Source organism: Nonomuraea sp. NPDC049129 (genome assembly GCF_040648495.1).
Taxonomy (GTDB): Bacteria; Actinomycetota; Actinomycetes; order Streptosporangiales; family Streptosporangiaceae; genus Nonomuraea.
The window spans coordinates 209,512-222,081 of record NZ_JBEZDU010000018.1 but is presented as its reverse complement, the minus strand read 5'-3'; the positions used below and the strand labels follow the sequence as shown (position 1 = coordinate 222,081).

General features: G+C 67.8%; 11 protein-coding genes. 7 read left to right on the top strand and 4 right to left on the bottom strand.

What is annotated here, in order from left to right:
• The first annotated feature begins 44 nt into the window (after positions 1-44).
• The 5 genes from AB0B64_RS42285 to AB0B64_RS42265 all read left to right on the top strand — a co-directional run bounded on the left by AB0B64_RS42285 (position 45) and on the right by AB0B64_RS42265 (position 4,370).
• Positions 45-1,301 (top strand): hypothetical protein, encoded by a 1,257-nt coding sequence (locus AB0B64_RS42285; RefSeq protein WP_358185236.1) that lies wholly within the window; start codon positions 45-47, stop codon positions 1,299-1,301.
• A gap of 55 nt (positions 1,302-1,356) precedes the next feature.
• Positions 1,357-1,998 carry a GNAT family N-acetyltransferase gene (locus AB0B64_RS42280; RefSeq protein WP_357955425.1) on the top strand — a complete coding sequence of 214 codons (642 nt, stop codon included), beginning with the start codon at positions 1,357-1,359 and terminating at the stop codon, positions 1,996-1,998.
• A 394-nt stretch (positions 1,999-2,392) separates the two neighbouring features.
• Entirely contained in the window at positions 2,393-2,896 is a 504-nt protein-coding gene (locus tag AB0B64_RS42275) for a SigE family RNA polymerase sigma factor (RefSeq protein ID WP_357955423.1), read from the top strand.
• A gap of 2 nt (positions 2,897-2,898) precedes the next feature.
• Positions 2,899-3,597 (top strand): hypothetical protein, encoded by a 699-nt coding sequence (locus AB0B64_RS42270; protein WP_357955421.1) that lies wholly within the window; start codon positions 2,899-2,901, stop codon positions 3,595-3,597.
• Between the two features lie 605 nt (positions 3,598-4,202).
• The gene (locus tag AB0B64_RS42265; protein ID WP_357955420.1) at positions 4,203-4,370 is read left to right on the top strand and encodes a hypothetical protein; all 168 of its coding nucleotides are present in this window, start codon (positions 4,203-4,205) and stop codon (positions 4,368-4,370) included.
• 381 nt (positions 4,371-4,751) lie between these two features.
• Here the strand turns inward: AB0B64_RS42265 and AB0B64_RS42260 are convergent, their stop codons facing one another.
• The 3 genes from AB0B64_RS42260 to AB0B64_RS42250 all read right to left on the bottom strand — a co-directional run bounded on the left by AB0B64_RS42260 (position 4,752) and on the right by AB0B64_RS42250 (position 7,430).
• The gene (locus AB0B64_RS42260; protein WP_357955417.1) at positions 4,752-4,883 is read right to left on the bottom strand and encodes a hypothetical protein; all 132 of its coding nucleotides are present in this window, start codon (positions 4,881-4,883) and stop codon (positions 4,752-4,754) included.
• A gap of 643 nt (positions 4,884-5,526) precedes the next feature.
• The gene (locus tag AB0B64_RS42255) at positions 5,527-6,462 is read right to left on the bottom strand and encodes a tyrosine-type recombinase/integrase (protein ID WP_357955416.1); all 936 of its coding nucleotides are present in this window, start codon (positions 6,460-6,462) and stop codon (positions 5,527-5,529) included.
• A gap of 326 nt (positions 6,463-6,788) precedes the next feature.
• On the bottom strand, positions 6,789-7,430 hold the full coding sequence (locus tag AB0B64_RS42250; RefSeq protein ID WP_357955414.1) for a TetR/AcrR family transcriptional regulator: 642 nt from the start codon (positions 7,428-7,430) through the stop codon (positions 6,789-6,791).
• A 91-nt stretch (positions 7,431-7,521) separates the two neighbouring features.
• Between AB0B64_RS42250 and AB0B64_RS42245 the strand changes: the two genes are divergently transcribed.
• On the top strand, positions 7,522-7,755 hold the full coding sequence (locus AB0B64_RS42245) for a hypothetical protein (RefSeq protein WP_225302423.1): 234 nt from the start codon (positions 7,522-7,524) through the stop codon (positions 7,753-7,755).
• Positions 7,752-9,380 carry a carboxylesterase family protein gene (locus tag AB0B64_RS42240; RefSeq protein ID WP_357955411.1) on the top strand — a complete coding sequence of 543 codons (1,629 nt, stop codon included), beginning with the start codon at positions 7,752-7,754 and terminating at the stop codon, positions 9,378-9,380. Before AB0B64_RS42245 ends, AB0B64_RS42240 begins: the two co-directional genes overlap by 4 nt.
• A gap of 54 nt (positions 9,381-9,434) precedes the next feature.
• On the opposite strand, the gene AB0B64_RS42235 is transcribed toward AB0B64_RS42240, so the two are convergent.
• Complete coding sequence (locus tag AB0B64_RS42235; protein ID WP_358185230.1) at positions 9,435-12,491, bottom strand: Tn3 family transposase; 3,057 nt, start codon at positions 12,489-12,491, stop codon at positions 9,435-9,437.
• Positions 12,492-12,570: the final 79 nt, after the last annotated feature.

Genomic DNA, 12,570 nt, shown 5'->3' with positions numbered 1-12,570 from the left:
TCCATGACCTCCGCATCGTCGCCAGCCTGATCCTCCGGCTGCCAGTGGACGACCTGGAACATTGGGCACCGGACCAGCTATTAGCTCGTCACAGGGCAGAAGTTCAACGCAACATCCCCCACGGCAGCTCCGGACACATCCGCCCTCTCACTCGACCCCTGCATATGGTCCCCGTTGACGCCGCCGTCACCGCCCAGGTGCTCACCACAGCTCTCGACATCGTCTCTGCTCCCGACCTCGTCACGGCTGCACGTCGGCTTGGGTGGATCGTCGACCGGCTGAGCGCTTTCCGGCCGCTGGCTCTGCGGGCTCCACTCCTGACCTCCCGTCTGTCCGCACCTCTCGCAGCCGCAGTGCTTCGCGCCCGGAAATCACACTTTTCGGTTGCTCGTCGGTTGAAGTACACCACCAGCACCCTCTACAAACGCCGAGCGGATCGCTCGCTCACCACTCCGGACGAGCGCGCGGCACGCCTGCCCGCACTGCTCTGGCCCCGGCTATCCATCCCGTTGATTCCCGAACCTGACCGCGGCGCTCGCCGGTGGCGCCTGGCCCTGCCGGCATGCCTCCTGCTCACCGGAGGCCAGACGACTTGCCAACGAGCTGTCGACCTTCTTGGTTTCCCCGCTCACCACCGCGGCGCACTCTTCTACACCCACGCAAAGATCAACACTCACCCGGCCTGCATTGCCATCCTGGATGCCTTGTCCGAACTCGCCGAACACCTCAACCAGCACCCATCGCCGATCGACTACGCCCGCCGCCGGGCAGTGTTCGCCAACCAGGAAGAGTTCATCACCCTTCACCACTGGTCATCACTACGAACGCGGCGACAAAGCGACCTCGCCCAGGCGCACATTCACGCACAGCGATGGCTCTATGAGGCGCTGACCGGCAACCCCGCCGAAATCGCTCCCAGCCAGATCGCCGCCAACGACTTCCGCAGCCGCACCGCCTACAGCACCTTCCGCATGCGGCTGCTGCCCTCCGAGACCAAGCTGCTGCAGGAAGCCGGCGCCGACTTGCTCCACATCAACGGCATTGACGAGCCACTGACTTGGCAGCCCACCTTCCGATTCTCCCCAGACCAACTGGCCGCGCTACCCGGACGAGATCCCGACGATATCGACATCGCCACCGTCCACCAGGCATTCCTCCAGGACAAGTATCCAAGCGCCAAGCAAATCGCCACAGCCTGCGGAACCACGAGCGAACACATCCGCTACATCCTGGACGAGCACCCCATCGACAGACCAATCCTGACCATCAGTTCCCGGGGCGGACGAGTACATCGATCATGACGAGCAGGCGTTGAGGTTGACATGCACGGGCTACCGATGCGGAGGTGGCGGCAACTTGACACAGGTCCTCGCGGCCGGAAGAGGATACGGCGTGAGATCAACTCTTTCGACGCCGCCTGCCATCCCCGCCGGAACCCTTGCCGCCAGCCCGCAGCCGACGCTTTCCGCCCCAGGCGGCCTGCTCTTGCGACCCTGGGAGCCTTCTGACGCAGCCGTCTTCCTCGCCGCTTACCAGGACCCCGAGATCCGGCATTGGCACACTCGTCAACCTGCCGCTGAAGATCAGGTCCGCGAGTGGTTCGAGCAGTATCGCCAGGCCTGGACGCAGGAGACGGGCGCGAGCTGGGCGGTGACCCGTGGCGACGATGAGGTGCTGGGGCGCATCGCCATGGGCTCAGTGAATCTCGATGACGGTGTCGCGGGGTGCGCGTATTGGGTGCTCCCGCACGCCCGCCGAGCAGGGGTGGCCTCCCGCGCACTGACGGCCTTGAGCGTCTGGGCACTGGGCGAGGCTGGTTTCCACCGTCTGCATCTGGACCACTCGACCCGCAACCACGCCTCCTGCCGGGTCGCCGTCAAATGCGGTTTCCTTGTGGAAGGCACCAAGCGCAGCGACGCCGTCCACTCCGACGGCCGGCACGACATGCACCTACACGCCCGCATCCGAGGCGACGAGCAGTCCCTGATCCCGGCTTGACCAGCAGTCCCCGCAGGCGAGGAAACCGCCATGCCGGTGAGACAGATCTCGCGCCAGGAGCATGAGACATTCTGAAAACCTGCAGGTCACACAAGATCAAGATGTCACGAAGGCTGAGATCCTACAAGCATGTAGGGTCTCAGTTTTCATGGCGGATTCTCTCTGATCTTGGCGGCCCATTGGCGGATCCGCCGTGTGCATGAGATTCGAGTGGGAATCGATGGCGCACCTTTGACGGGGACACTCACCCACCAGCGAAGATGCCCCGCTCAGGCCATACCTATAGGGTCGGCGCCCTACAGGGTGTCGGCAAACATTTCAGGCGTCGATGCAACATCTCACTGGGTCCAGGACGTAATCATCGGTGACCATCACCGGACAGTGAGGACCTTCGATGCGGGATCGAGCCGACTTCGAACGTTACGTCGAGCAGCGCTCGGTGCGGCTGCTCAGGACGGCGTACCTGCTGTGCCGCGACTGGGCCACCGCAGAGGATCTGCTGCAGACGGCGCTGGCCAAGGCCTGGCTGGCATGGCGTCGGGTGGGCCACGCCCCCGACCCGTACGTCTACCGCATCCTGGCCAACACCCACGCCTCCTGGTGGCGGCGGCGCTGGCGGGGTGAGGTCGCCACGGGTGACCTGCCGGACACTGCCCATACGCCGGATGCGTCAGCGAAGATCGGCACCCGGGACGCGCTCAGAGTCGCGCTGGCCACGCTGCCCGCCAAACAGCGGACGGTGATCGTGCTGCGGTACTTCGAGGACCTGACCGACGAGGAGATCGCCGCGATCGTCGGCTGCTCAGTGTCCACCGTACGTAGCCAGGCCAGCCGCGCGCTGGCCAAGCTACGCCTCGAGCCCACGACCAAGGCCGCCGCCACAGAGACCGGGAGCTGACCATGAACGACCAGGAATTGCGCGAGCTGCTCGAACACGACAGTGCCGACGGCCCCTTCATGGGCGTGACGATCGAAGACATAGAGACCAGGGCCCGGGGCATCCGCAGGCGGCGCAGCCGGGTGGCGGGCTCGCTCGCCGCGTTGGCAATCGCCGTAGTGGCGGTGGTCGGCTTGCCGCGCATTACGGCGGCTCCGGCACCGGGCGACGTCTGGACCGGCACCTTGGCCGAGCCTACCGTCCCGCCGCCGACCGGTCGCCCGTCGGCGCAGGTCCCGCCCACGCCGAGCAAGGACGGCACCAGCTCGACTTCGACCCGAAAGTATCCTCAGATGTTCTCCTACAACCACTTCAGGCAGGGGGGCGAGGCGGTGAGTTTCACGTTCGAGTCTCCCATCAAGTCGGTGGCTTTCGCGGTGGACTGCCCGGCTGGCAACCACGTGTTCATCTGGCTCAACGACAAGCTCGTGGTCAGCGAGCGCTGCGGGGCCGGCCTCAGGAAGCCTCCGGGCTGGGTCGGAGAGTCGCCGGTGATCCAGCCGGGAGACGGAGCCAACAAGGTCGTCGCCGTCCTGGTGCCCATTTCCTCTCTGACCGCGGGCTCGATTGAGCCGGAGACGGCTCAGGAGGCTCTGTCGCAGACCGCGCTCTACCCGGCCGACTGGGTGGTGGGCCTGGTCGACCCCGCGATCGCGAGATGATGTTGCCCGCTCTGTTCGGAAGCGGGGGCCGGCCCTGCCTAGCGGGGTAGGTCCACATCTTCTTGACCAGCCTAGGGTGCCAGGCGAGCAGCGTGAGGCGACCGGGGAAGCCGACCACCTGCGGCAGCACGCTCTGGGGGCCGACGTCGAAGAAGACGGTGGCACAGCCGGTCAACAGGACGACGGCAGGTCGATGACGAGGAAAACGGCGGTGCTCAACCCGGCCAGGCGGGGCCCACGTGGAGGGTGGTCACACCCATGGCGACCTTCTGCCTTGCCCCGGGTGACGCCGGCCCGAGCATCAGGCCACTTAGTCAGCCCGCAATGGCTAGGAAACCGCCATGATCGTGAGACAACAGTCCCGCCACACAGGTGAGACAGCTCGGCGTCCCGCCGGCCACAGAAGATCAACATGTAGCGAGCCGTGAGATCTTACACAGCAAAAACGCGAAGAGCGGCAGGCGCGCAAGCCCCTGTCACCCTCGTCTGCCACCCACCGGTGGACGCACCCCCTGTCGCATGCCCGCGCGGCCGAGGCGACCACCGGGAAGTCAGCTGACCGGGCGTTAGGCTGCCCTGAACCGACACGCGAGGAGACGCCAGCAGTGATCATCACCCCGGAACCGCGGCCGGACAAGTCACTGTCGGCGATCCGCCAGGCGCTGTCTCATCCACGCGACCGGGAGAGGTTCGACGCGGGGCTGCCGGTGGTCGTGGAGAAGGCCCGAGCCGCGGGCGACTGGCGCGAGGTTGAGGAATTCACCCATCTGTAGCGGATCATCGCCTACGCCGGCAGGCAGAACCCCGCGGACCGGCAGCGACTCTGGGACACGACCGACGACATCCGACGCCAGATCGACAACCGCGAGGACGTCCCCGGCGTCCCGCTGGAGGAGGCGCTCGCCCGGCGAGCCGCCCAACGGCAGAGGCCCCAGCCGGACGGCAAACGCCCCGTGATACGACCGCCTTGCCCGCAATAGATCGGGGCACAACTGGATGAGAGCCGTGACGAAAGCCGCCCGTGTCACCTGACGGTCATGCGGCTCCACCTGCGCCACGCCCCGGCGGAGCTCCCGTTTCGCCACAGCCATCAGGCCACCGCACGCCCGACCTGGTCGTCGCCCCAGCGATAGCGCCCGCGTAGCAGTTGCTGTTCACGATCCGACAGCCCGGACACGGCCAGGAACTCCTCCGGACCCGGCCGAGGCGGTGCGCCAGGCGTGCACGATCGAGCCGTCCCCCAGGAAGTCCTGCTTGCCGCCCTCAGGCTCCACACGATCGGTCACCAGGTCAACCGTAGCGGACCAGAACAGCGGTGCCCCGGGACGCGTGAAGCCAGAGGCGATCCCGGGGCTCATGCCGTCCACGCTAACAGCCACGGCAGCCTGCGCCTCCCATGGTGACCAGCAACAGCGACAGGTCATGACCAACGTGCAGGTCAGCCGCTCATTGGTCACCAAGCTGTCGCGAGATTAGTCATCAGGGTGTCGTCGCATTGTCGGCCGCCCCGTGATCTGCGGTACGTCTACGGGTGATCGGCACGGCGTCAGCGCACGATCCGGCAGTTTGATGAAGGGTGCGCCAGGCGCCCCGGGCGAGCGCCACCGACACTATCTCGCCGCGGGGAGGCGGTTCCACATACTCGCAGGCCAGAGTGGCTATCGCTGCGACCCTCAACCGAAGACACCAACTTCGAGGAGCAGTCGGGCAAGGGGCCCTACGGGAGGGAGATAAGTGGAGGGAAAGAGGAAAACGCTAATACCGCTCCCAAGTCGCGAGCGGCCGGAATGCAACAGAGAGGGAACCATCTGCAGGTCCTACAGGTTCTTGGGCTGCCATCAACGGGGGTGAGGAACCGGCGGACAGCCGTTGGCGCTGAGAAGGATCTTGGTCGCAGCGAGTGAGGTCGCTCTTGGTCGTGAAGGTTCTTCAGCGCGTTGCCCGGTCGCGGCGTCGGCGGGCGGCGCGGATCTCGGCGTCGGCGACCTTATCGTCGAGCAACGCGTACAGCTGGGTGGTTTCGGTGGAGGCGTGGCCGAGGCGGCGGCGGACGGCCTCGATGGACACCCCGGCGTTGATGAGTTCGGTGGCGTGGGCGTGGCGCAGCTGGTGGATGTCGATCTCGACGCGTGCGGCGGTGCAGTAGCCCTGCCAGCGGTGGTGGGCGGCGTCGTAGGACAGGGGCCCGCCGTAGCCGTTGATGGAGGCGCGAAACAGCGGCCCGGCGGTGTAGTCGGCGCGGGCTAGGTAGAACTTGAGCAGGGCGACGTAGCCGCGGTCGTCCAACAGGACGGTGCGCACGCTGCCGCCTTTGCCGTGGATGCGGACGTGTTCGTCGTCCATACGCAGGTCGAGGTCTTCGACGTACAGGCCGCACACTTCGGCGGCGCGGGCGCCGCAGACGTAGGCGGTCTCGAACAGCGCCCGGTCGCGCAGCCGGTCCAGTGGCAGGTCCTTGCGCGGCCGCCGCGAGCAGATCGCGGCCAGGACCTTGGCGACGTCGGCGGCCGCGGCCGGGCGGGGCAGCGTCTTGGGCACCTTGATGGTGTCGATGCGGTCCATGGGGTTGGCGTCGAGCAGGTCGTGCCTGACGGCCCAGCGGCAGAAGGAGGCGATCGCGGCCCGCTTGCGCTTGCGGGTGGCGGCCGACAACTGGCCGAGGTCGGCGAGGAAGGCCCGGATGGGCGCGGCGCTCAGCTCGCCGAGCTCGCCATCGCAGTAGGCGGTGAACTGCAGGAGGTCGCCGCGGTAGGCGCGGATCGTCTGGCCGGAGGCGCCGGCGTTGCGCTTGTCGGTGAGGAAGTCGTCCAGGTGCGTGGCGAGTGGATGGCCGCGGCCGAGCTGCTCGGCGATCACCTCGTTCACGCCGTCGTCCTCCATCGCCTGTGTAGTTGCCAGATAACCGGGAAACGAAGCCTGAGTGCCGGAAGCGCTCCGCCCAGCTCGCGCCTGGTCTGTGATCGCTATCTTGCCAGATAACAAAGGTTATCCCGCAATCATTGGTCTCCATCCTGCTGATTCGCACCGCAAGGCCCGCTCGCATAGAGCAACCGGCTGAGGGTCGCTGCGGACGCCGGCGGTGAAGAACATCACACGCCAAGCGTGACGGTGAACGTCTGGCGCCTCTGGAAGGCGTCTTGGCGTACGTGGTGTGACGGACGCAGCGCTGGTGCCGCGCTCGCAAGGCACCCTCAGGTGATTGCGGTCGATGAGGCCGGTCGGCTTGGCCGGGATGGCTGCATGAGCAGGCCGTCGATACGACGAGTCAGCGTGTCGTGGGCGGGCACGGTGGGGCGGTGTCCGAGCAGGGCGAGTGAGGTCAGCCCTTCGACGAGTGGCAGGAGGGTCTCGGCCTCCAGGTCGGCGTCGAGGTCGTCGCGGAACTCGCCGGTTCGCTGGCCATAGCGGATCAGCCAGACCAGCAGGTCGCGCGTTTTGGCGTGGGCCTGGCGCAGGATTTCCGCCAGGGACGGGATGGCCGTGGCGTGGGCGGTGAAGGCCGCCAGGATCCTGGCGTCGCGTCGCTGGTGCGGCTCGATCAGGGTGAGCGTACGCAGGGTGGCGGTGAGCAGGGTCACCGCCGACTCCTTGGCGGCGGAGGCGTCGATCTCCTCCTGGCCCTGCGCGGTGATGCGTTCGGTGATGTGGTGCAGTGCGAAGGCGAGCATCTCGTCCTTGGTGGCGAAGCATCGCTGCACTGCTCCCATGGACACCCCAGCCTGCTGCGCCACGTCCCGGAGGGTCGCGCCTTCGGGGCCGTGCCGGTCGATCAGGTCGCAGACCGCTTCGGCGATGTGGCGGCGTCGCGTCTCGTAGTCGACCTGCTTGGGCATGGGGTTCCTTCCGACAGCATTTCGATGCGGTTGCATCGTATCAACTTTTCCGGTTTATTTGATGCGTACGCATCGGAACAGGGAGGACGCCATGAGTCGTTCGCAAACACGCAACCGCACAGCCGATAAGGCGCTGTGGCTGGCCGGAGCTCTGTTCACCGTGCAGGGGTTCGGCTCGGCGATCACCGAGGCGCAGTGGGACACCAGCTTCGGAATCGCCGGCATCCTGCGCGCCGTCGGCGTCCCCGGCTGGGCCGATCTCGCCCTGGGCACCCTCGGAGCCGCGTTCCTGCTCATCGCGACGTATCGGGCGGTGCGCCGATGAGACCCCGAGGAACGGCGCGCAGGACGGCGCGCGTGCGGCTGGTCACGGCGGTGGCCGGTCTGTCCGTCGTCGCGGCCTGCGCGAGCGCCACCGGCCCCGCATCGAGCTCGCGCCAGTCTGTCGCGCACACCTCGTCCGGCGCCGTCACCGGCGCTCACATCGGCCGGGACGTGCAGCGGTTCAACGCCATCCCCTATGCCGCGCCACCGACCGGAACGCTGCGCTGGCAGCCGCCCCAGCCCGTCCAAGCGTGGAAAGGCGTCAAGGACGGCACCCGCACGGCCCCGCGCTGCCCGCAGAACGCCAATCCCGCCGACTCCAACCCGGCCAGCACCACCGAGGACTGCCTGTACCTGAACGTCACCGCCCCCCGGACCGTGCCCGCCGGACAACGGCTGCCTGTGATGGTCTGGCTGCACGGCGGCGGCTTCACCCAGGGCGCCGGCGGCGACTACGACACCCAGCGGCTGGCGAAGGCGGGCGTGGTCGTCGTGACCGTCAACTACCGGCTGGGCATCTTCGGCTTCCTCGGCCACCCCGCCCTGCCCGGCTCGGGCGCATTCGGCCTGCTCGACCAGCAGGCCGCGCTGCGCTGGATACGGCACAACGCGGCGGCCTTCGGCGGCGACCCGCGCAACATCACCCTGCTCGGCGAGTCCGCGGGCGCGTTCAGCACCTGCGCCCAGCTGACATCCCCCACGGCGGCGGGGCTGTTCGACAAGGCGATCATCCAAAGCGGCACATGCTCGATGCGCCAGATGGGCATCGACCCCGCCGGCGGCGACACCGTGTGGCCATCACGGCAGTCCGGCGAACAGATCGCCGCAGCCGCCGCCGAACAGATCGGATGCACCGACGCCGCCCAGACGATGGCCTGCCTGCGCCAGGCCCCGGTCCCGGCCCTGCTCGCCGCGCAGCAGAAGATGCCCGCCACCTGGGCGCCCTCGTACGGAAGCGACACGCTGCCGCTCGACCCGCGCCGGGCGGTGGCCGAGGGACGCCTCCACCCGGTGCCGCTCATGGCCGGCACCACCGCGCACGAGGCCCGATACTTCGTGGCCATGTACTTCGACGGTCCCGGCCAGCCTCTGACCCGGCAGACCTATCAGCAGTTCCTGCGCACCGCCTTCGGCACCGACGCCCGGCGGGTCGCGGCCAGGTATCCCCTCAGCGCACACGGCTCCCCCTCCCTGGCATGGGCCGCCATCGCCACCGACCGCGGCTGGACCTGCCCCACCCAGGCGGGCAACCGCCTGCTCGCCCGCAAGACCCCCGTCTACCAATACGAATTCGCCGACGATCCCGCCCCCAGACCATCCGGGTTTCCCATCCCCGCCGCCTTCCCTCTGGGCGCCTACCACGGCGGAGAACTGCCCTACCTCTTCGACGGCCCCGGCGCCGCCACCGCCCAGCCCCTCTCGACAAGCCAACGCCGGCTGGCCGACCAGATGATCGCCTACTGGACCCGCTTCGCCGCCACCGGCAATCCCAACGACCCGAGCCTGCCCCGATGGAAGCCCCTGACCAGCAAGAGCGCGAACCGCGTCCGCTCCCTTTCCTCGGCCCGAAGCAATGGCGACGGCTCCACCGAACACCACTGCCGCTTTTGGGACACACGCAAGTGAAACAGCTCCAGCCCATGAGCTGAGCCGTCATTCAGACGGCCATCGGTCAGCGGTTCAGACACCGTCATCGTCCACGACAGCGGCACTGGCGGCACCGACCTCGGGCAGCGCCGCCGCGCCGAGCGGCCGCAGGCCCTTGTCCGGGGCCGAGGAAGCAATCGCGTAGCGGCCCAGGCAGTTGAGGTGGGCGTGGCCCAGCGGGGACAACCGTGCCACGAACTCGTCCTTGACCGGCACACCCTGGGCGCGCAACTGGTCCACGATCGCCGACAGATACCGTGAGTTCCACAACACGACGGCATTGATGACAAGTCCAAGAGCCGCGAGTTGATCCTCCTGGCCTTCCCGATATGCCTGTCGGATCCGGCCCGAGTTGCCGTGGCAGATCTTGCGGGCCAGGCGGTGCCGGGACTCCTGGACCGACAACTGCTTACCCAGGCTCCGACGGTAGCTGGAATCCATCGGGTCCAGCATGCTCAGCAGGTGCATCGTCTTGTCGATACGGCCGTACTCGGCGAACGCCTGCCCCAGCGGCGTCGGAGAACCCTGGCGGGCGAACATGCGCAGCAGATCGTAGGCGCGCACCTGGTTGGTCACCAGCGATCCGGCGACGCGGAGCATGTCCGGCCACTGGGCGATCACCTTCTTGGTGTTCAGCTTGTTCCGGGCGATCGCCTCCAGCACCCCGTATGCGCTGGTGGTGCCGTCGGGCAGCTCGACGCGCCAGAACCGCTGGTCGCCCAGGTCGGCGAAGCGGGGCGCGAACCGGTAGCCGAGCATGGAGAAGATCCCGAACACCATGTCGCTGTCGCTGGCCTGGTCCGTCGTGACCAGCTCGGGTTTCGGCCCGGCGTCCAGGTTGATCAGGCAGTCCAGGATGTAGAGCGAATCGCGGGGAGTGCCCGGCACCACCATCTGCCCGATCCCCGCCACCTGATCATTTACTGCGTTGAGCCAGGTGATACCGCGCTTGTAGCCGTAGTACTTGGGTGAAGGTCCGGCGTTGATCGTCTTGACCGGGACGACGAACCGCAGCCCGTCTACCGAGGCCAGCAAGCCGCCGCCCCACGAGGCGACGATCGGCACCTTGCCCTGGTGTGCGATCAGGATCGCGTTGGCCGCGGCGTGCGTCTCGGCGCGCACGTAATTCTGATCCACGTGGGACAGCCGGCCACGGGTCAGCGCCTCTTCCCCCGCCTTGATCACAGGGGTCAGTCCGACGTTGCAGGCCTCGCTGATCAGCAGCGCCACCAGCGATGTCGGCAGGTGGTTCATGCGGGTGGAGATGTCGGCCAGGTGCACGTAGGCGTCCAGAAACCCGGTCCAGGCGTGCACCTCCAGCAGCAGTTCTGGCAGGTCGATGCGGGGCAGCATGGCCTGGCAGGCGGCCCTCAGCCACGCCAGGGACTCGCTCTCGCCGAGCGCGCCGAGTTTCTCCACCGACAGCCGGGCCCGCCCGCCCCCGGCCGGGGTTACCACCGAGACCAGCGCGTCCTCGCCCGCCTCCTCCAGCCGGGCGTCCATCTGCTTCCAGGCCGCGTCCAGGGCCAGGACTTTGCCGTTCAGGTGCTCCTGGACTGGGTCGGTGAGCGACAAGGATGCCAGCACATCCTCGGCGATCGACTCCCACCGCGCCCCGGCCAGCAGGTGCGCGCGCGGGTCGGCCCAGCGCAGCGACGGCGTGGCGAACACGTCCCTGATCGTCAGGGCCCGTAGCAGGTGCTCCAGCACGCACACCACGTACGCGTCACGATCGACCGCGCCCTGCGGCAGGTCCGGGTTGGCATACACCGCCCGCTTCCACGACGCGGTCACCAGCGCGGCGTCGATCTCCCTGGGCAACAGCGGCTTCTTGCTCACCTGCCGACGCGACAGCTCCGGCAAGCGGCGCACCGCGGCCAGCACGCGCCGCCCGCCCTGCGCCGCCGACAGTGCCTTCAACTCGCCCAGCAGCCGCAGGAACGGGCGCACCGTGTGGTACTTCTCCACCAGCGCGGCCCGCATCGCCGCCACATCGAGGTCGGCACCCTCCTGGTCGACCAAGTCGAGCTGGTCGACCAGCACGCGGCCGGCCTTGGCCACCAGCTTGAAGGCCCGCTCCAGCCGGGGCAGCATCCGCAGCCGTTCGTCGGCGGACTTGCGGCGGGCCGGGCTGATCAACCGGGTCGCCATCAACAGCGCGAACAGATCCAAAGCGTCGTCGATCGCCTCGGCCTCTAGACTTCGCGTGACCGCCAGCAGCGTCGCCGTTCGGCGCGGCTCGACCAGCCGGTCCAGCGCCGGCGCCTTGCTGCCCGCCCCGTACTTGGCCAGGGTCTTCATCCGCCGCACCGGAACCTTCGACACCGCGACCCGGCTCAACCCGAAGGCGGCCAGGTTGTCCACCCGCTGCAGCGCCCGCACCATCTCCGTCCCTGACGTGCGCTTGGGCGCCTGCCGCAGCTTCTCCAGCTCCGAGATGCGCGATCCCTCGGGCACTACCAGCAGATCCGACAACGCGGTCGGCAGGTGCGGATCGGCACGGCGGACCTGCTTGGTCACCACCGTGTACATGCGGACATCGGCCCGTTCCCGCACGCTGCCAACCAGCCGCTCCAGCACGGTCACCCCGGGCAGCAACACCCGATGCCGCCGCAGCCACGCCACCGACTGCTCGAACAACGCCACCGGCCCCTCGGCGTGCGTCCACGCCCTGCCGTGCAGGAAAGTCCGGAACTGGCGCGTCAGCTGCCGCTCGCTCCAGCTGTTGGTGTCATCGAAGGTGTGGTAACCGTAGGCGTCCCGGATCATCCACGCGTGCTCGTACGTCGTCTTGGGCCGCTCGGCGTACTTCTTGACCTGCGACGCGTCGCCGATTCCCAGCTGCTCGGCCAGGTAGTCCACCACCGGCCAGGGCACCGCGAGCGGATCCTCCAGGAACAGCCCCTTGTACCGGACGGTCCCGATCTGGACGGCGACGCCCAGCCGGTGAGAATCGGCTCTCGACTGCGCGATCACATTCCGGTCGAAGCTGTCCAGGAAGAAGAACTTCTCCAGGTCTGACAGCGACGGCACCTCGATGAACGAGACATAGGCAGCCCTGTGCTCGGCAGACAGAAATTCCGCAGGCATAGCCCGCACGGTAGGACCATATCGGCGGGGATCAACTCATAGTGATCGACGCGTTACAAGTGAGGATGTTTCACCCGTG